The organism is Pseudomonas imperatae, assembly GCF_057128625.1.
The window spans coordinates 18,859-36,411 of record NZ_JBSKHP010000041.1 but is presented as its reverse complement, the minus strand read 5'-3'; the positions used below and the strand labels follow the sequence as shown (position 1 = coordinate 36,411).

General features: G+C 62.5%; 21 protein-coding genes. All 21 read right to left on the bottom strand.

Annotated features, from left to right (window positions below; genetic code table 11):
* Positions 1-2,053: phage tail tape measure protein (locus tag ACWKWX_RS31200; protein WP_483829790.1), on the bottom strand; the 2,053-nt coding region annotated here is incomplete at its 3' end.
* Between the two features lie 131 nt (positions 2,054-2,184).
* Positions 2,185-2,763 (bottom strand): phage tail assembly protein, encoded by a 579-nt coding sequence (locus tag ACWKWX_RS31195; protein ID WP_483829789.1) that lies wholly within the window; start codon positions 2,761-2,763, stop codon positions 2,185-2,187.
* A 71-nt stretch (positions 2,764-2,834) separates the two neighbouring features.
* Complete coding sequence (locus ACWKWX_RS31190) at positions 2,835-3,341, bottom strand: phage major tail tube protein (RefSeq protein WP_483829788.1); 507 nt, start codon at positions 3,339-3,341, stop codon at positions 2,835-2,837.
* A complete protein-coding gene (locus ACWKWX_RS31185) occupies positions 3,341-4,501 on the bottom strand; it encodes a phage tail sheath protein (RefSeq protein WP_483829787.1) in 1,161 nt (386 codons plus the stop codon). The genes ACWKWX_RS31190 and ACWKWX_RS31185 overlap by 1 nt, the downstream gene beginning before the upstream one ends.
* A gap of 2 nt (positions 4,502-4,503) precedes the next feature.
* Complete coding sequence (locus ACWKWX_RS31180; RefSeq protein ID WP_483829786.1) at positions 4,504-4,701, bottom strand: hypothetical protein; 198 nt, start codon at positions 4,699-4,701, stop codon at positions 4,504-4,506.
* Between the two features lie 77 nt (positions 4,702-4,778).
* A complete protein-coding gene (locus tag ACWKWX_RS31175; RefSeq protein WP_483829785.1) occupies positions 4,779-5,111 on the bottom strand; it encodes a hypothetical protein in 333 nt (110 codons plus the stop codon).
* A 64-nt stretch (positions 5,112-5,175) separates the two neighbouring features.
* Positions 5,176-5,640, bottom strand: coding sequence for a hypothetical protein (locus tag ACWKWX_RS31170; protein ID WP_483829784.1), 465 nt, complete (start codon positions 5,638-5,640; stop codon positions 5,176-5,178).
* 31 nt (positions 5,641-5,671) lie between these two features.
* A complete protein-coding gene (locus tag ACWKWX_RS31165) occupies positions 5,672-6,430 on the bottom strand; it encodes a hypothetical protein (RefSeq protein WP_483829783.1) in 759 nt (252 codons plus the stop codon).
* Positions 6,431-6,435: 5 nt separating this feature from the next.
* Positions 6,436-7,122: a phage tail-collar fiber domain-containing protein gene (locus tag ACWKWX_RS31160; protein ID WP_483829782.1), complete on the bottom strand. Its 687-nt coding sequence runs from the start codon at positions 7,120-7,122 to the stop codon at positions 6,436-6,438.
* Positions 7,119-7,880, bottom strand: a complete 762-nt coding sequence (locus ACWKWX_RS31155) for a phage tail protein I (RefSeq protein ID WP_483829781.1) — start codon at positions 7,878-7,880, stop codon at positions 7,119-7,121. Before ACWKWX_RS31155 ends, ACWKWX_RS31160 begins: the two co-directional genes overlap by 4 nt.
* Positions 7,877-8,875: a baseplate J/gp47 family protein gene (locus tag ACWKWX_RS31150; protein WP_483829780.1), complete on the bottom strand. Its 999-nt coding sequence runs from the start codon at positions 8,873-8,875 to the stop codon at positions 7,877-7,879. The genes ACWKWX_RS31155 and ACWKWX_RS31150 overlap by 4 nt, the downstream gene beginning before the upstream one ends.
* Positions 8,872-9,207 (bottom strand): phage baseplate protein, encoded by a 336-nt coding sequence (locus ACWKWX_RS31145; RefSeq protein WP_483829779.1) that lies wholly within the window; start codon positions 9,205-9,207, stop codon positions 8,872-8,874. The genes ACWKWX_RS31150 and ACWKWX_RS31145 overlap by 4 nt, the downstream gene beginning before the upstream one ends.
* Positions 9,204-9,803 (bottom strand): phage baseplate assembly protein V, encoded by a 600-nt coding sequence (locus tag ACWKWX_RS31140; RefSeq protein ID WP_483829778.1) that lies wholly within the window; start codon positions 9,801-9,803, stop codon positions 9,204-9,206. Before ACWKWX_RS31140 ends, ACWKWX_RS31145 begins: the two co-directional genes overlap by 4 nt.
* Before the next feature lie 8 nt (positions 9,804-9,811).
* Entirely contained in the window at positions 9,812-10,357 is a 546-nt protein-coding gene (locus tag ACWKWX_RS31135; RefSeq protein ID WP_483829777.1) for a hypothetical protein, read from the bottom strand.
* Positions 10,335-10,862, bottom strand: a complete 528-nt coding sequence (locus tag ACWKWX_RS31130; protein WP_483829776.1) for a hypothetical protein — start codon at positions 10,860-10,862, stop codon at positions 10,335-10,337. Before ACWKWX_RS31130 ends, ACWKWX_RS31135 begins: the two co-directional genes overlap by 23 nt.
* Positions 10,838-11,224 carry a hypothetical protein gene (locus tag ACWKWX_RS31125; protein WP_483829775.1) on the bottom strand — a complete coding sequence of 129 codons (387 nt, stop codon included), beginning with the start codon at positions 11,222-11,224 and terminating at the stop codon, positions 10,838-10,840. Before ACWKWX_RS31125 ends, ACWKWX_RS31130 begins: the two co-directional genes overlap by 25 nt.
* Positions 11,221-11,673 (bottom strand): hypothetical protein, encoded by a 453-nt coding sequence (locus tag ACWKWX_RS31120; protein ID WP_483829774.1) that lies wholly within the window; start codon positions 11,671-11,673, stop codon positions 11,221-11,223. Before ACWKWX_RS31120 ends, ACWKWX_RS31125 begins: the two co-directional genes overlap by 4 nt.
* 53 nt (positions 11,674-11,726) lie before the next feature.
* Entirely contained in the window at positions 11,727-13,592 is a 1,866-nt protein-coding gene (locus ACWKWX_RS31115) for a phage major capsid protein (RefSeq protein WP_483829773.1), read from the bottom strand.
* Positions 13,564-15,090: a phage portal protein gene (locus tag ACWKWX_RS31110; RefSeq protein WP_483829772.1), complete on the bottom strand. Its 1,527-nt coding sequence runs from the start codon at positions 15,088-15,090 to the stop codon at positions 13,564-13,566. The genes ACWKWX_RS31115 and ACWKWX_RS31110 overlap by 29 nt, the downstream gene beginning before the upstream one ends.
* A 1-nt stretch (position 15,091) precedes the next feature.
* Positions 15,092-15,607, bottom strand: coding sequence for a hypothetical protein (locus ACWKWX_RS31105; protein WP_483829771.1), 516 nt, complete (start codon positions 15,605-15,607; stop codon positions 15,092-15,094).
* 9 nt (positions 15,608-15,616) lie between these two features.
* A complete protein-coding gene (locus tag ACWKWX_RS31100; protein WP_483829770.1) occupies positions 15,617-17,539 on the bottom strand; it encodes a terminase gpA endonuclease subunit in 1,923 nt (640 codons plus the stop codon).
* Positions 17,540-17,553 lie beyond the last annotated feature (14 nt).

The window sequence follows — 17,553 nt, the reverse complement described above, 5'->3', positions numbered from 1 at the left end:
CGCCCTTAGATCGCGCAGCGCCGCCCGCGCCGGCCGCCCCAGACCCGCCACCGACCCGGCCAAGCGTTGCATTGAGCCGCGCCACGGCAGCGTTTGCCTGCCGCGCAGTGTCCACAGTGCTTGCGTTCAGCTTCGCCCTGGCCAAGCTCCCACGGTTGAAAGCCTGGCCGAACAGCAGCCCTACGAACTTGAGGCCGAGGGCTCCCACTTTGAGCGCGGTCAAACCTGCAGCAGCAACAGCCAGGGCGCCCGTCACGCCTGGGAAGGCCTCGGCCGCGCTCGATACCATGTCGACGAAACCGCCGAGCGGCGTCAGGACGGCATTGAGCACCGGCAGCATTGCATTACCGATAACCGTGCTCAGGCGCGTCAGCCGCGCAGTGAACGAATTCCAGCCGGTGCGCGAGGTGTTCGCGACGCCGGCCGCCTCCTGCATCATCGAGCCTTGTTCGCCGATGACCGAGGTCGCGTATTTACTCTTATCCGCCACCATGCCGAAAGCGCGGCGCACCTCGCCCAGGTTCTCAAGCAAGGGCTGGATGGCGCCAATTGACTCAGAGCCAAACAGGTTAGTGGCAATGGCCGCCTGCTCCTCGACAGGCTGCTCCTTGATTGCCTCGAGGACGCGCATGATCGTCTCAGGGGCGTCCTTTTGCATGTCGCCGGCAAGGTCCTCAGGATCGAACCCGAGCTCCTTCCACTGCGCTTTTTCCCCCTTGGTGGCCGACTTGCCAGCCACGAGCGCAGAAGTGAAGTTTTTAAAGCCAGTACCGGCGATTTCCTTCTCGGTACCGGGATTGAGCAGAGCGGCCGACAGCGCTGCAGACTGCTCGGGCGAGAGGCCCGAGGCCTTGCCCACCGCGCCGAACCGCTTGACCACGGACGCGATGTCGGCCGCCTTGGCGTTGAAGTTGTTGCCGAGGTAGTTGGTGGCGTCGGCCAGGTCGAGCGTCTTGGCTCGATCCAGACCCATCGAGGCCCGCCAGCCCGCCATGGTTTCGCCGGCCGTCTGCGCATCAATATCGAAGGCCGAGCCCATGATCGCGGCATCGCGAGTAAAGTCCATGACCGAGGCCGTCTTAGCCTTTACATCGACATTGCCATCCTTGTCTTTGTTCTCGTTGCCGATGCCCGATTGACCTGCCGCATACTCGATCTTAGCCAGGTCGAGCGCCGTCATGCCCGAGGAGGCGATCATCCGATCGCTCGCCAGCTTCAAGTTAGCCGAGGCCATAGCCTCCTTGCCGCCTTCCTCGAAGTTGATGACCTTGCCGACGTCAGCCATGGCCGTTTCAAGGTCCATTGCCTGAGACACTGGCCGGCTCGCCACATACGCCAAAGCAGCAGTTTCGACCATCTGCCCGCGCAAGTCGCCGCGCTTGTCCCGGTTCGCCTCAATACGCTGCTGCGCACCCTTCACGGCCTCGAGCCTGGCCTTTTGAGCAGCAAGCGCCGCGTTGGCCGACTCGGTTGCGGCCTCGAGGCGCTTTTGCTCTGCAGCCAGCTTGCCCGTATCCACGCCGGCCGAGGAAAGGCTCGCTTTCAACGTGCGCAGCTCGTTGACCTGGCCGCGCTGGGCAGCCTGCAGGGTTTTCACCCCGGCCGTGGCCTTGTCCTGGGCCTGATCCAGCCGCCCGAGCTCTGCCGTGGCGGTTTTGAGCTCGCGTGCGAGCCTGCTCTCCTCGGCCGTAGCAGCGCGCACCTGCGCGGCCGTTGCTTCACTCGAGGCGCCCAATGCTTTCAGCGAGGCCGCAGCCTGTTTCTGCTCGGCCGTTAGCTGCGCCACCTTGGCCGCCGCCGTGGCATGCTCTCGAGAGGTTTTGGCCTGCTCGATGCGGGCCGCCTCGAGGGCCGTGCGGGTCGCTTTGAGCTTCTCGCCGAGGCGGGTATAGCCCTCGGCAGAGCGCGCGGCATCGTTGAGCTTTTTAAGCTCGGCCTGCTGCAGCTTCATTACATCTTGAAGCCCGCCCGCCTTCTGCTTGAAGTCGCCGAACGTGGCCGAATAGGCATCGACGGCGGCCAGGCGCAGCGAATATTTTGACTCGGCACCCATGCCCTAACCCTCTCTCTTGCCAGAGCCCAGCCGGATCATGGCGAGCTCATACCGGCGCATTGCCCTAGGGGCATCCCACTCCAGAATTTCCGCCTCGCCGACGTGGTACGCGAGAGGCACGACATCGAGAATTACTTCGAGGTCGTTGGCTGAAAGTAGGAGGCCGGACGGTTTAAAAAATCGTCGAGCCTCATCTGCAGCTGGGTCCAGTCAGGGATGGCCATACCCTGCAGCACTTGCGCCGGCAGGCCGGTGCAGGCCGCGCTAATGAAGTCCGCACGGTCGTCGTCCGTCTTGAGCTTGCCCATCGCCTTAGTCACGCGGACCGCTGGCGCCTCGATCGTCACGCGCTCGATAGTGCGGCCAATGCCCTTAATCGGGATCAGAAGCGGTGCATCATCAGGATCCTCGAGCTTGATCTCCTGAAAGTAGGTCGCCGGCAGACTGATGTACTCCTGCAGGAGCGCCTGCAGCGAGATATAGTCGGGGCGCTTGAGCAGGTCGACGTGCTCCTCGGGCAAACCGCTAGCCAGGCGCAGCAACGCCTCATAGCGGGCGTCCTCGTCCTTTCCCGCCTCGACCAATGCCGCGCGATGCTGCGCCACAGTGAATGGCTTGAGAACGATCTCGGTGATGCGATCGCCACCCTCGATGTCGATCGGGAAAACGAGGGCGTGAGAGAGGTTGGTCCAGGGCTTTGGCTGGCGCATTTTCAGAATCCTTTAGGCAAGAAAAAACCGCCCAATTGGGCGGTTTTCAGGGAACGGGAAGCGAGGCCGTCTTAGACCATGCCGGCCAGGCGACGGGCGCCTTTAATCATGTCGACGCCGTTGATGACGACGGTCTGCGTGCGGGTGTCGATGTCGACAACCGGGACGCCGTTCTCGAGGCGCTTGTAATTGCGCAGGGCGATTTCCAGAATGGTGACCGGCTTGTCCTTCATCTTGAGGGTTTTGTCCTCCTGCATCTTGAGCTTTCCAGCGCAGACGTAGTAAGCAAACCACTCATTGCCGTCCTGATCCTCGCCGGCCTCCTCGACGGTCAGCATGATCGCATCGCCGCCGCCCACGCCCAAGGCAGTAAAGATCGGCAGACCGATGCCCTGCAGGGTCAGCTTTGCGCTCAAGGCTTTCAGGCCTGTCGCCATCTCCTCGGACACGAAACGCCCGCCGCGCATGTCCTCCATCTCGAATTCGATTTTCGGCGGCTCGAACTCCTCGATGGTTGCCATCAGCGGGAGGCCCTGCAGGGTGGCAGTGATGATCTGCCGAACGCGGTTAGTAAACATTAGAGAACGTCCTCCAAGAAGGTTTCAATGATCGAGTCTTTAGCGTTCAGCTGCATGACCATGTTTTCGTTTGGCGAGTAGCGGCCGTAGTCGAACACTACGAACCAAGTGCCGTTTTTGTACTTCTCGACGGTGTTGAGATCTGGATGCAGATAGACCGATCCGCCCGGGATGGTCTCGTCGGCCACCAAGCCCTGCAGCCAGGTGTTGTAACGCTCCACCTCCTGCTGCATGAATTTCTTGGTGAGGTTTTGCGCCATGCCCTTCTGCGCCGAGGCGATGAGCTTCCGAGAGAGCGCATCCTCGAGGCCGACGAAACTGATGAACTTGCCAGTGACCGAGCGGTTGCCGATCAGGGAGAATCCGCCCAGCTCAGTTCGCGCGTAGTAGCTCACGCCGTAGCTGTTCAGCAGGTCGCCCTCGGTGCTGGCGTCGCTGATGATGTATTCAACGGTACGCGACACGTCCTGCGCGTAGGTGACTTGGTTGCCCGGACTCTCCCACTGCTTGCGCTTGGCCATATGGGCGATTGCCAGAACCGAGGGCGGCAGGAACACATTGCCCAGGGCCGCCTTGGAATAGACTGCCGGCATCTGGTGAACCATGTAGCCGCGCTCGTAGCCCTCGCCGCCAAGGCTCTCGCTATTGGTAACCTGCCCCGCGACAGTGACGTCCTTGCCATCGAACACGAAACGGCAGCGGATCCGCGAGGCCATGGACGCGAGCTCACTATGCACCGCCGCGATCGACGAGAAGCCCGGGGCGCCGATGATGGTCGGCAGCTCCTGGCAGAGCGGAATGGCCGCGATCCCCTTGCTCTGCCCGGAGGCCGCATCGACGCCGCCGATGACATTGGCCTGGGTCAGCGCATCAGTGGTGCCCTTCTCGACAACGATGACGTAAATCGGGACCTTGGTGACCTTGAGGATCTGGTAGACCGCCTGGAACAGCGTGCCAGCCTCGGCGCCCGTGGTATCCAGTAGCGCTTGGGCGGTGAAGTTGTTGATGCGAAACGGCGAGTTGCGCGGGATGCTCACGTCAGCATTCGGCGCAGTGCCCACCAGGCAGACAACGTTATTACCCAAGCCGCCAATGGCTTCTGGCGACTCGCTGGTCTGCAGCGTAACGCCGTTGTGCTCGAAATTAGTAACCTTTGGCATGCTTATTCAGCCTTTTCAGTGGTGGCTTTGATGGTTTTCGAGACCTTCTCTACAGGCTCGGCGGCCAGGCGCAAGCGGCCTGCTGTTACCAGCGCGTGAGCCTGGACATCGAGGAGCTCGAGCTCCTCGCCTTCCGCGCTCCAGTGGCCATTGCCCTTCGGGAAGGGCACAACAACGGTGTATTTTTGGCGGGCTGCCATGGGGTGTCTCCGAAAGCAAGAAAGGCCGCACGCGGCGGCCTTCGGGAAATGAGGGGGTTACCAACCGATGGCGCGCGTCACAGCAGCAGCGTCAGCAGCACGACAAGGCGCGGTACCAGAAGGGCGGCGGCGAGACAGGCGATCAGGGGGAACAACAAGTCGAGCCGCGCGTCGCGCGACCACGTTCGGAAGTCAAGGCCGGCATACCAGCGCAGCGCGACCAGGGGCACGCCAAGCGCCTTGGCGACCTCGCGCTCGGCCTGCGTGTACTCGCGGCCGAAAAAGAAGGCGACGCCGGCAGCGGCGCCGATCCATTGGCCATTGACCACGCCCAGCAGGGCGAACCCGAGCCAGACCAGACCCATAATCAGCAGGCCGATAACGGCATGCTCGACGTTGGTTCGATTCAAAATGCAAATTCCTTAGGCACAAAAAAAGCCGCTAAGCGGCCGGGAGGGTTTCGTGGGGGACAGATCAGGCGGCGTTGCCGACGCCCTCGATACTGGCGCGAATGGCCGCGATCGCTTCGTCAGCCAGCGCCTCGGCGGCCTCATGGCTGACAGCCTTGAGCACCCGCTGCTTGCCCTTGAGGCGCGCCTTGCGGATCGCATACAGCGCCGCCTGCCAGGCATCGGCCTCGGCAATAATGCTGTCAGCGGCGGCCTTAGGCTCCAGCTCGGCCGCGTCGGCCCAGGCTTGCACAGTTGGGGGCATGGCGCCGGTATAGCCGGCAGCAGCAAAGGCGCGGGCCTCAGTCGCTGCGCGCCCATATTCCACGGCGCGCAGAGGATCGCCCAGCACGGCGGTACGCGCGGCGTCGGACGCCTCGTCGATTTGTCGCGTAGCGACGATCAGGGCCGCCGCCAGGGGCAAGCCGGAAAAATCAAATCCGGCGTAGGACTGGCCCAGGTAGACCACGTTCAGGTTTTTGGTTTGCATGTCTTTTACCCTTGGAAGTGAACTCAGCGGCTTACAGCGCGCTGATATTGCTCATGACGTTAGAGGTGTCTTTCGGCAGGGTGCCGCTGGCAATGCCGCCGATGAACTTACCGCCAAAACCGCTTGGGAACGTGGAGTTGATCGCAGTCAGGGAGATAGAGGCCACCGTCGCGCCGATCAGCGAGCCGATAAAGTCGGCGGCCATGCTGACCGCGACACTGGAAAAGGCCACGCCCAGGAACGGCGGCACGTTGCCGGTGCCGTTGGTCCGCACAAATCCAGTGGTGCGGTTAACCGTTGGAGCCGGCAGAACGCCAGCGCTGCTCGGCAGCACGAGATTGCAGTTGCGAAACTCGATATTGCAGGCCTGAGTGACCAGCTGAATACCACCCATTACGGTTTGACTGGTAACCCCGTCCGAACTGAGTACTTGGTAATACTTCGGATACAAATTGCGCACCGCGCCGTTACCCACCACCACCACGTTCGCGGGGATTTGAGTAGTCACCTCGTTGAAGGTGTAGTCGGACATCAGTTGCACCGTGGCAACGCCAAAGGCGGGCGTCGAAGCCATCGCCTTACCAAGCGTCCGAAAAGCCGTCGCTGCCGATTTACCGTCGTTGGTGTCCAGTCCGTTGACTTGGTCGACGTACCAAGTGCGGAGCGTTTCAGGTGCCGCCGCGATGGCCGCTGCAACAGCAGAGTCAATACTGGCCTTTTTGGCGTTGAAAGTGGCGATCAGGGCATTAGTGGCCGTCACCAAGTCGGCAATTTGCGTTTCGAGACTCATACGAATCAAACTCCAAGAGTGGTTTTAGAAAAAAGGTTTTGCAGCCCGATCAGCGCCGTCGCGTTAGCGGCGATGGCGGTTAACAGATCGTCGTGGTCAGCGCCTTGTCGAAGTTCAGCGGTCTGCATTCGATCCATCAAAGCGGCGATTTGCTGGCCTTCGATTTGGTTTCGCTTGGCCTGCTCGTCAAGCGTTTCTTGAACCTTGACGCCGCGCAGCATCCCGGCAATTTGCGCCGAGGCCAGCGCCGCCAATTGCTCTGATAGGCTCAGATTGAGCCCTGCACCCGTCGAGGTGATGGTCACACTGTCAGCAGGAAGCGCCGAGAGCGACAGGTCGTAGGCGAGCAAGAGCTGCGCGGTAGGCGATTTGTAGGCCAGGGCTCCGGCCGGGTCAGACCAGACAGCGAGCAGGGTGCCGTCTGACAGGTAGAAGCCCACCTCCTTGACCCAATACTCGAGAGCGTCATCAGCGACAGCCGTCAGGTGCAGCAGGGTCGAGCTCAGCTTCTGCCCGTCCGATACCGGATACAGGCCCTTTCGCGTCCTCAGCGCAGTTTGCGTCTTGTTCGGCGTATAGCCGGAAGTGCCAAGCCCGATATGGGTAATCTGGGCGGCAATGCCCGTGTTATCAGCCCGCCAGATGGCCGCAAGGCCCGCAGTGGTGATAACCGGCTGTAGCGGCGTAGTCATAGATAGACGGCCTCCATGGTCACCCGAACAACGCTGCGCGCCTGGGCGGCATTGGCAACGGCGATCGGGCTTTCGGCTTCAATGGGAACGCCGACAGCGTCGGCGGAATGGTGATGTATGGCCCGCATCTCGCTCGCATTGGCGAGTACCAGCTCGTTTGCCGCGTCGTCCGGCTGCACCGCCTGAGGACTCAGGCTTCGGCGCTCCAGACTGCGCGCCTGTGCAGCGCTGGCCAGCCGCCAACCTCCGGAGAACAGGGCTCCAACCTTGAGGGCGTAGCCACTGCGCTCGCTCTTTGCCGCGTCGATTGCGGTGATGAGCCGGGGAAACAGCGAGTCAGTAATGATCGTGCGCCCGTCGCCTCGGTTCTGGTTTACCCAGGCAACTACCTCGAAGGTGTAGGGCGCACCCTTTGGCGTCTGCTTGTACCAGGGCAAGACATCCGCCGTCAGTTGCATCCCCTTTAGCGCGCTCTTGATCGCTGCCGTGGTGCCGGCGAGGCGCTTGGTCGGCCAGGACATGGCCACCATCGAGCGCTTCTCCGACTCCGTCGCGTCCGCATCCCACTCCTCGACGCCCCGGTCCGTGGCCAGGTACGACAGGAAGTCGGCCGGAGCCGCCGCAGGGTTCATCAGCTCGGGGAATGGCGGGATGATCTGCTCGAGCAGCCGAGCAAAGCCCAGGTCAAGCCCCTCCTCGAGGCGAGCCCGGTTCGCCGGGAGCAGGCTATAGCGCCGCTCCTCGCTGTAGTCCGTCATAGCGTCTTGACCTCGAGCTCGATGCCAGTGCAATAAGGCGCCTGGCTGTCAGTCGTGACAATCGGCTCGAGTGGCTCGAGCAAGTCGCGGCGAACAGCTCCCGCCTTGTGCAGCTGGTAGTCGATCCAGCTCGGTTCTACGCGACCGCCCAAGATGTGACAGTCATCGGCATAGGCCTGCAGCTCCTTGATGACCGAGGCGCGCACTAGGCTCGTGTCAGGCCCCTTGTTGATGTAGGCCACCGCGCGAATCTTGTACGTCTTGATGGCCGCAGGCTGCACGGTGACGCTATCCGTTTCCGGCACCACATCATCACGCGCAAAGTGCGAGCGAACTGCAGCAAGCAACGAGGCGTCGGGAACACCCATGTTCTCGCGCCCCAGGACTGTTACGGCGACCTCCCCCGGCGCAGTTCGTCGCCCGTTGCCGTCCTTGACCTTGGCGGCATTGCCATCCGGTGAAAATGTGTAGGTGGCCACCACAACCCCGGGCGACGGAACCTCGATGGCTACTGCAGCGCGCTCGCCCAGCGTCACCACTTCGCGCCGGTAGTGCAGCCTTGATCCGCCTGCAGGAGCGTGCGGCGCCAAGTAGTAGCGAATCCTGGCCGACTCGTCGCTCTCATAGACCGGCTCAACCGGCGGGAACGCGCTTGGATCTCCCTCCGAGATAACCTGGCGCTCGAGGCCCATGTCCGCGAGCCTGGCATCGAGGTTACTGCCCTCAGCCCACCAGGCGAGCATTTGCTTGATCTTGGCGTTGTATTGCCGCGAGTGCGTCTGCAGGCGCACCGTGAAGGCCTCCAGCAGCATCGTCACGAGCTCGGCCTCGTTCTCGAGGCTGGCCTGCAGCCTGGCCGCCATTGCCGCATCTTTGACAGCCACATAGCCGACCACGAACGCCTTGAACTCCTCGAGGAGGGCCTCGAAGGCCGGGACCTTGACGATTTCCGGCTCGGCCAGAATGTTTTGCCCAGGAATAAGCGCCGAGCTCATAGGTCCACCTCAAATACCATTTTTCGATTGCGCCAGGTGCCCGAGATCTGCAGCACCAGGCCCGCGCCCTCGGTGCGCCGCGAAGCTACGACAGTGGCAGGCTCGAAGTCAGTGACCCCGTTCGCCTTGTTGTAGAAAGCCTCTGCCACATAGCTCTGCGCGAGGATCAAAGTGCCGTCGCCAAGGTTCTTGGCGAGCAGCGTTGGCAACTTGCAACCGAACTCCGGCCGCTTCTGCCGAGTGCCTAGCGGGGTGGTAAGTACCCGCTTGGCGCGCTCGGTGAACTGCAGCCAGTCGTCTACGGCTACGCCCTGAGAGGTCAGGCCGATCATTGAGGTATCCCGCCGAGGCCACTGCCTCCGGAGTTGGTGTGCTGATGGTCGAAACCGACGTTTGTGCCGTTGTGATCGAGCAGCGGGCCGAGGACATGAAAGCCCCCGGAGTCAATCTTGAATCCCACCCCGCCGAGCATCACCTCGATGACCTCACGACTGCCCTTGACCATCGCCGGACCGTTGACCCACTCAAATTCGCTAGACTCGTGGTCGTAGCTGCTCGAGGAGCCGTCCGGGGCGACCTGCTTGCGCACTTCTGCCTTAGCCGATGGCGCGGGGTATTTGTCGCTTGTCAGGCCGCACAGCGCCGCCGTGTGCGCCCCGCCGTCGCCCCCGCCGTAGTTGATGAGGACGCATTGCTCACCAGGCGACGGAACGCGGGTTTCACTGACCTCGCCGGCCGATGGGTTGAACCACTTCACGGGCGGGGTCTTGAGCTCGCCATGGGAGACGATGCACGTACCCGCCGCAGCGTCGACGCTGTCGATGGTGCCGATGCGGTTGTGGTTGTCCGCGCGACGTCGCAGATCCTCGAGCTCGGACTCCATCTCGGCGATCCGTTGCACCAGGGGCTCCATGGCCCGCTCGATCATCCCTTGGATCATCCCAGCGCCTCGAGCGGCTTATAGGCCTCAGGGACATCAACCGATGGCACCTCCCACTTGAAGGCCACCAGCGGCATCCCTAGCAGGGGATCGTCTGGCACCTTACTCGGGCCCGGGGCGATAGCCTGGCGGAACGTACAGCCCCAGGCGTCGTACCCTTCGCGACCCCTCTGATAGATGGACGGGCCGCAGTGGATGTCCTCGGGGTACTCGCACTGGCGACCGTGAAAACCCCAGCGGTTCATGTCGACCATCTGCTCGAGCAGCCCGGCCAGGTTGGTCGCCTCTAGGGCGGAATGCCCACGGGTGCGCCCCACAACCGCGTGAAGCGTCACAGTCACGAGACGCACATAGCGCCCGTCATTGCTCCTGCAGCGCGGGCCCGTGCCCTCGATCTCGATGAGCACCGTGGCATCACCCACCGAACCCTCAAAATCAAAGTCGTCATAGTTGGCGACCTCGACCCCCAGCCCCTCGGCGCGGATCGCATCAGCGATTGCGAAATACAGATCCGAGGTCTTATCGAGTGTTCGAAAAGACATTGCGCGCCTCCTGCTCAAAGTATTCAACGAATTGACGTTGCGCCCGCTTCTCCCAGCGCTCGAGGGTGCTCAAACCCTCCTGCTCCCAGTCCTCCATAACTCGGGCAACCGGCAACCGCTCGCGACCCTTACGCCGGAACACGAGCGGATACTTGGTTTTCATGGGGGAGATGAATGCGTCGTCGTACTGGCGGTGCCCAACATTTACGCCCGTGCTGTTCTGCTTTGGCACGCCCAGGTAATGCACGCTGATCGGCTTCAAGCCGACCCACAACTTGACCGCCTTGGCCGTGGCCTGGGAATAGACGTTGTAGCGGTGCCGGATCGGGCTTTGCGCGATTCGCAGCTCGCGGGAGATCTCCCTCGAGCTATGCGTCCGGAGCCAGCTTGCCGTTTTCCTCAGTGCTCGAGCGGCAGCCAAGTCGAGTTGCTTGGTTGCCCTCCCGACAATGAGCTCAACGTCTACCCAGCCCTCAGCATTCAAATCGAGCGAGAAGCCTGCCATTTGCTCTGTGCTCCTGCAGGTGCCGAACGATCAGCCCAGGGGATTAGCGTCAACAGCGTGCGGATCCGGCCCAGCGGCTCAGCGTCGGCGATTCCATACTCCCGACCATCGAGCACGACCTTTGCCTTGCTCCAGAGCTCCGGAAGCTCCCGGGTAGGAATCTGCAAATGCAGCTGCTGCGCCTTGGCACGGGTAGTCGCGGCGTTTGGATCGCGTCCGGCGCGATACATGCCGCCCCTGGCAACCGGCGCCCCGATCATTCCGTCGACATCCCGGGGCTCCCGATCTGGCTCGATCAGCCGCGCAGTGCAGCCGAACTCGTCGGAGTCAAAGAACGACGCAAGGTCGTCCTCGCCAATCATGCCGCACCCTTAGCGGCCGCCTTTTTGGTCGCAGCTTCGAGCGCCTTAGCCTGGGCAGCGTTGGCCGTCTTGAGATTGCCGACCTCGATGAGCAGCTCGTCGCGGTCCTTGGTCAGCTCTGCATTGACCTTCTGCAGATCCTCGACCTGCGCCTCGAGGTTCTTCGCGGCGTCTGCCACCGTGGCGAGTTGGGCTTGCGCCGCACCCAGCGCGGCAATGGCTTCGGTTGCATCGAGAGGCTCCTCATCACTAGGGGGCGGATAGCCCCGGTAGTGCGCGATTTCTGCGTCGGTTGCATCGCGGGCCACCTGGCCAGCGACCAGATTGTTTCGCTCGGAACGGCTCACCTCGATCAGCGTGCCCACCTCGAGCGGCCGGTCCACGCCTTGCTGCCAGAACTGGTGCAGGACGCACATCACATAGCCGAGGGCCATGGTTACTTCATTCATCGCCGGATCTCCGGTTGAACTGGGGAACGGGGGCCGAAGCCCCCTGGACTGCCTTAGGCCGCCTTTTTCTTGGCCAGGCAGAAGCTCGACAGGTTGCGATAGCCGGCGTCGGCGTCTTGGAAGACACGAACGACCAGGCCGTCGCTGTCAGCCTGCGCGTATGGGTCCGGCTTGAGATCCAGCGCGCCCCACATGGCCACGATGGCCTGCGACCAGTCGCCGAACGCCCATGGGTCGCCCTGCACCTGATTCGTGGCCAGCGCGGTGTAGCCGTTGACCTCGTTGTTGCGCCAGATTTTGGTGCTGTCAGCACTGTCCGGGTCTTCTTTGCGCTTCTTGGCCGAGCCGCGCTGGGTGACGCTGGTCAGGTACTTCAGCGCACCGACGTCGCCATTGAAGGTCGCGATATTGGTTTCCATGTCGACCAGATCGTCGAACGTGATACCGCTGGCGGCGTATTCCAGGCCCGGCACGCCGGTTTGGTTGAACAGGCCCAGCGGCTGCGAATCCTGGCCAGTACCGAACAACATCGCGCGGTCAAGAGCGACAGCCAGGCCGTTAATGAGATCGGAGATGATGAGAGCCTCGACGCTCATCGAGGATTGCAAGCGCAGCTTGCGGGAGACCGGAATCGCGCCAGCGATAGTCTTCGGCTTGAGCGGCAGGTTCGTCAGGTCCATTTTGGACAGGGGAACCGAGCCGTTCTCGGGGATCCAGTAGAAGTTGGCACCCGCCACCTTTTTCGGGATCGAGACGTCGCCCTGCAGGCCGCCCAGGACGCGAGCGCCGAGCAGGCCCATCACCGCCTTATTGCGAACCATGTCGATAAACTGATCGACGCGCAGGTCGTTCGAGACCAGCTCGCCACCGGCACCGGCTCCCGTGGTCATGCCCACACGCTCGGCCAACAGGTCATGCGGGACGTAAATGCCGCGCGCTTCCTTGCCCATGGCGTCGGCGATGGCGATAGAGACCTCGCGCTCGAGGCCCGCCTCCTTCCATTCGCCACTGGCCGAGGCGTTCAAGGCGCGCAACAACGAGTAACCACGGCGCTCCTTGTCGTTCAACCCCAGGCCGCGAGCGGTGACGTCGATTTTCTCGCGGAAGCTCGGCAGATCGCCGTTACGGCTCGAATTGTCCGGAGCCTGAGAGGTTGCGCTCGGGGTCATCTTGTCGAGGATCTTGGCGCGGACCTGATCGACAGACAGGCCGCCCGAAAGCGCCTCGCCGATCATGTCCATCGCGTTATGGCGCTGGCACAGCGAAAAAATATCAGCGGAACGCTGATTTGCGGCAGCCTCGATCGAAGCGGCGTCGGGGCTGCCGTTGGTGTTTTCTTTGGACATTTCATTTCCTTGAACGGGTTGAGTCAGTTGCACAGGCTCAGGGAGCGAGCGGTCTACCCCGACAGTCGGGTCGGCCGGAATGGAAACGCTGGAAACCTCGTAGGGCTCCCAGCGGGTGACGCGGTAAAACTTGAGGTCGCCCTCGGTGCGATCGAGGGACATCTCTTGCGGGTCGTAGCCGACCGAGATGTTTTGTCGGATCTTGTCGACAACGTCCTGCCAGACCTCCTCGGCATGGGCGTTCTTCGAGAAGCGCACTCGAGCTCGCAACTTTTTGTCATCGTCGAGCCAGGCCTCCTCGACGACGCCGATTTGCGTCCAGCGATCGTGCATGTCGAGCAGCGGCGCACCGGCATTCATCCGGGCCAGGCTGACCGACTCGGGCGAGTGGTCGAGGATCTCCATGCCGAACCAGCGCCGGACGGGGTACTCGCTCGAGACCGCGACCTCGACAGTTCTGGCATCGACGTCCAGCGTTGAATGGTCGACCGCCATGGAGCGGTGCAGCGGCTTGCCGCCGAGCTCGCGCAGCAAAATCGACGGGTCAGTCGTCTCCGTCTTCTTTTTCGTCATCAGGGATTTCCGTTTTGTCGGTGCCAGTTGCTGGCGTTTGGAACGAGAGGTTGAGCTCGCGTAGGCGGGCCTCCTCCTCGGCCATTTCGACGAATACCTCGTCGGGGTCGAGGCCCTGGGCGCGGATGTACCAGCCCCGGGTTCGCGTGCGGTTGCCGATGGATTCGGTCGCCGCTTTCGAGTCCTTGCTCGGGTCGACCCAGTCCCAACCTCGAGGCGCCCAGTCGATCTCGCGATAGAGATGGAACTCGCGGGGTGGCAGCCGCAGCGCGCCCTTGAGCAGCGCCATCTCTAACCAGGCTTTGCCCACGAACTTGTGCAGCTCGGTAATGACGAACTGCTGCGTGTCCTTGTAGAAATCCCGCTCATCGATCTCGCCGGACCGCAGCGAGGAGAAATTCACCCCCTCGAGGTCCTGGGCGAGCTTGTTGTAACTGGGACCCCAGCCAGCGGACACGCCGCGCAAGCCTGACTTGGTGAAGGGTGCGAAGTTGCTCGACGGGTGCGTGTTGTTGTATGGCTTCCACGTCACACCGTAGGGGAGCAACTTGCTCGAGCCGGACTCGATGACCTCATCGATTTCGCCGTCGTCCTCATCGCCCGGATCATCAACAAACTCGGCGTTTTGCTCATAGACGCCGGTGATCTTGGCGCCCATCTCGGCGGCCACCATCTCGGCGCCCCGGTATTCGCCCAGGTGGTGCAGGTCCAAGGCGCCGGCATGCGTCCAAGTGAACCCGCGTGACTGATGCGGCCGCCACGGGTCGAAGCTATGTTTCAGCTCGCTCGCGAGGATCCGCTCATACTTGTCTTCTGCGCGGGTCTGGTAGGTGTCCCCCGGGTGCGATTTGAGCAGCCAGTAAGCAACCGGAGCCTCCCAGGCATTGCGCTCGACCCCCATGCGGATTCGATTGCCATTGCTTAGCCAGGTGTTGAGCGTCACGTCCAGGCGATCAACCTCGAGGATCTGCAGGGCGAACCCCCAGCGATTCGGGAAGTTGCGCACCATCCGGACCATCACCTCGCCATCGCGGGCGAGGGTCTCGAGCCAAAGGCGCTGGAACTGCCAGAACGAGTAAGACTCGGTGACGTCGCAGTTACCTTTTTCACACCATTCCCAAAACTCGCCTTCGATCAGGCGACGCCGCTCGCGGTCCGGCTTTCCGTCCGGCGTCTTCGCCTTCGACATCATCTGAATCCCGAAGGAACCGATGACGTTTTGCTTGAGCAGCCGATAGAAGCGCTTCGCATAGCCGTTGTTGATCGACTGCTCGCGCGCCCTGGCCATCAGTGACTGATGGTCGGCGTAGATCTCTTGGTTGGCATCGCCGTAGCCGGTGCGCTGGCTCCAGCTCTTGGTTAGGCGCGTATGCCTGGCCATCTGGAAAGCACGTTGGCCACCCTGCTCGCGGGGCGCCTTTGGCACGGCGAGAGTGGGCTCCTCACGGACCCGCACGGGCCGCGAGCGCACCCTCAGTAGGTCGCTGAAATAGCCCATGTCACATCCTCACGCGAGTTAACCGACCAAAAGGCGATTTCCCTCTCCGGCTTTCGGCGGCAACCTCCCGGCGATACCGGGTGCGCAGCGCCTCGAGACGCTCTACCGGGATCCGGTCGAGCTTCATCCCGTCGATTTCGTAGCTCTGCTGATCCTTGGGGATCCGCTTCTCGAGCGCCGCCTCGATCAGATCGAGCATGCGGCGTGCATGACTGCGCCCGTCGAAGGTCTCGGCCTGCTGCAGGTCGACGAGGATCTCCAAGCGACCCGAGCCCAGGGTCTGCCGCTCGTCTTCACGAACGGCATAACAAGCCCAGTGGTAAGCGCCTGGCGGCAAAGTCCGCGTCTGACTCGAGGTCATGCGGAACTGATACGGCTCGCCGTCAGTGCTGGCCACGTCCAGGGAGCCAGGCCCCCGCAGCGAAAAGCTAAGCGCCCAGCCATCAGCCGAGGGGTAGGCGCTCGCCTCCCGCGCCCAGGTGACAGAGTCACCAGCGTGCAGTTTTGTCGGTTCCATGAGGGGTTATCACTTACGGTTGATCTTGAAACGGCCCCCGCGCTTGGGCGAGGCCGATGGCTTGGCGGGCTCAGGCTCGGGCGCTGCCACTGCCGAGGCAGGGGCAGGAGAATCAACCGCGGCTGATTCCTGCTCGATCTCCAGCGGCTCGCCCTGGGCGACCTTGATCGCGGCTTTAAGCTGGGCCTTGGTCAGCACACCGCGCTTGCGGCGGTGCAGCTTTTCGCGCAGGGCGAGGATGTATTGCATGCCCTCACAGTCGAGGTAATGGTTCTCCCCGACCTTGTTGAACTTGCCCTCCTCCTCGCTCCACTCCTCGCCTACGATCTGCTTGCAGTAGTCGTTGCTCACCTGCTGGTGCAGCAGCCACCAACCGGGGCGGTTATCAGGGACGCCGATGCGGCTATGCACCCATCGCTTCGCGAGTGTTGTATCGAACGCCCAGCGACTGTCGCCACGCTTGCGGACCTTGCCGAGCTTGTTCTGCTCGACTAATTCCTTTTTGAACGGCATGGGCAGCGATTCGCGGCCCCGCATGGCGATGACACGGCCCGGGTGGTTATGAATGAAGGTGTAAACCTCATCATCTCGATAGCCGATGTCGACGCCCATCAACGTGATCGGGTAGCCGTCGAAATCACGCTCGAGCAGATCGCCCAGGGCATCCCACACTTCCTCGCGATCGGTATCGCCCCAGAGCGTGCCATGCTCCAAAAGAGCCGATCCCATCGCCGGATACCAGGCTCGGACGACGTAGTACAGGCACCGCTTCTGCACGTCGACCGTGCAAAAGATCCGCTCAGGCGGCAGCAGGACATGGCCCTCGGGGTAGCCGTAGCGCTCACCCTTGACCGCCTCCCAGGTCGGCACGTCTCCGACTTCGGAGTAACACTCGCCGAAACCGGTGTTGTACACGCCCTGCAGGGTCGCGGCGTCGCCACTGCGCATGGCCCCGAGCAGCTTTTTCGCAAGGAAGCCGTAGGACTTCTTTGCCGCGAAGCTGCACAGGCCCGAGATCCAGATCGAGTAATGAGTAAAGCCCTCGGTATCGGCAAGGCCGCTTAGTGCTGGCTTGCCGTCCACGGCCTTGACGCTCTCACCTGGGGCGACAGCCTGGCCGCGCTTGTTCATCCATGGGCGCCACTTGTCCTCGATCATGCAACCGCTATTCGGGCAGGTCAGCCGGGCATGCTGCTCAGCCTCATCGGGTGAGCACTCCTCGGCAGTGCCCTTGCCTGGCCACCAAAGCAGATCGCTCCAGGGCACGAAATATTCGCCGCAGTGCGGGCAAGGGATTACCCACTCGTGCCGGGTGCCACTCTGCCAAAGCTTCCAGATTTTCGAGCCGACAGCCTCGGGCTTCGCGATCTCCCAATGCCAAAGGCCGGTGCGCTCGTCGAGGCTCTTGCTGATCTTGCCGCGCAGCGGGGTCGCCGTGTAGCCGACCTTCGAGTCGACATAGGCATCGCCACGGGCCTCGATGATCTCAAGCGTGTCGCCCTCTTTCGTGTTGACGATTCGGTCAACCTCGTCGACCAGAATCAAGCCAGCCGAGTCGGCGGCCAACTCAGTCGGCGAACCGGCCCAGGCAAAGCGCAGCTTTGCGGCGCCGATCCACTTAACGAATGTCGACGAGGCGGCGTCGCGGTACTTCTTGAGCAGCGATTCGCAGCCGAGAATCATGTCCATGAACTTCGGAACAACGGTGTTCTTGAGTAGCGGCGCCGTCGGCGCGACGTACATGATCGGCGTCGGGTCCTCGTCCAGCCGGTGGCCACAGACGTTTTCCATGGTTACCGACTTGCCCATCTGCGTTCCCATCACAAACGTGACCCGGGAGAAACAGGGCTGCGCGAACGCCCAGGCCACGGGGCGCATGTACGGGTTTGCGTCAGGGTTGAACGGGCCGGGAATCGGCGCCGTCGAGGGCATAACCCGGTTGTCTC

Coding starts and splice junctions, on each gene's coding strand:
- ACWKWX_RS31140 (WP_483829778.1), bottom strand. CDS start 9,803: ATGATCGAGCGGGCCATGGAGCCCCTGGTGCAACGGATCGCCGAGATG.
- ACWKWX_RS31170 (WP_483829784.1), bottom strand. CDS start 5,640: ATGCAAACCAAAAACCTGAACGTGGTCTACCTGGGCCAGTCCTACGCC.
- ACWKWX_RS31145 (WP_483829779.1), bottom strand. CDS start 9,207: ATGATCGGCCTGACCTCTCAGGGCGTAGCCGTAGACGACTGGCTGCAG.
- ACWKWX_RS31190 (WP_483829788.1), bottom strand. CDS start 3,341: ATGTTTACTAACCGCGTTCGGCAGATCATCACTGCCACCCTGCAGGGC.
- ACWKWX_RS31165 (WP_483829783.1), bottom strand. CDS start 6,430: ATGAGTCTCGAAACGCAAATTGCCGACTTGGTGACGGCCACTAATGCC.
- ACWKWX_RS31100 (WP_483829770.1), bottom strand. CDS start 17,539: ATGCCCTCGACGGCGCCGATTCCCGGCCCGTTCAACCCTGACGCAAAC.
- ACWKWX_RS31135 (WP_483829777.1), bottom strand. CDS start 10,357: ATGTCTTTTCGAACACTCGATAAGACCTCGGATCTGTATTTCGCAATC.
- ACWKWX_RS31195 (WP_483829789.1), bottom strand. CDS start 2,763: ATGCGCCAGCCAAAGCCCTGGACCAACCTCTCTCACGCCCTCGTTTTC.
- ACWKWX_RS31110 (WP_483829772.1), bottom strand. CDS start 15,090: ATGGGCTATTTCAGCGACCTACTGAGGGTGCGCTCGCGGCCCGTGCGG.
- ACWKWX_RS31125 (WP_483829775.1), bottom strand. CDS start 11,224: ATGATTGGCGAGGACGACCTTGCGTCGTTCTTTGACTCCGACGAGTTC.
- ACWKWX_RS31180 (WP_483829786.1), bottom strand. CDS start 4,701: ATGGCAGCCCGCCAAAAATACACCGTTGTTGTGCCCTTCCCGAAGGGC.
- ACWKWX_RS31105 (WP_483829771.1), bottom strand. CDS start 15,607: ATGGAACCGACAAAACTGCACGCTGGTGACTCTGTCACCTGGGCGCGG.
- ACWKWX_RS31155 (WP_483829781.1), bottom strand. CDS start 7,880: ATGACGGACTACAGCGAGGAGCGGCGCTATAGCCTGCTCCCGGCGAAC.
- ACWKWX_RS31120 (WP_483829774.1), bottom strand. CDS start 11,673: ATGAATGAAGTAACCATGGCCCTCGGCTATGTGATGTGCGTCCTGCAC.
- ACWKWX_RS31115 (WP_483829773.1), bottom strand. CDS start 13,592: ATGACGAAAAAGAAGACGGAGACGACTGACCCGTCGATTTTGCTGCGC.
- ACWKWX_RS31160 (WP_483829782.1), bottom strand. CDS start 7,122: ATGACTACGCCGCTACAGCCGGTTATCACCACTGCGGGCCTTGCGGCC.
- ACWKWX_RS31185 (WP_483829787.1), bottom strand. CDS start 4,501: ATGCCAAAGGTTACTAATTTCGAGCACAACGGCGTTACGCTGCAGACC.
- ACWKWX_RS31150 (WP_483829780.1), bottom strand. CDS start 8,875: ATGAGCTCGGCGCTTATTCCTGGGCAAAACATTCTGGCCGAGCCGGAA.
- ACWKWX_RS31130 (WP_483829776.1), bottom strand. CDS start 10,862: ATGGCAGGCTTCTCGCTCGATTTGAATGCTGAGGGCTGGGTAGACGTT.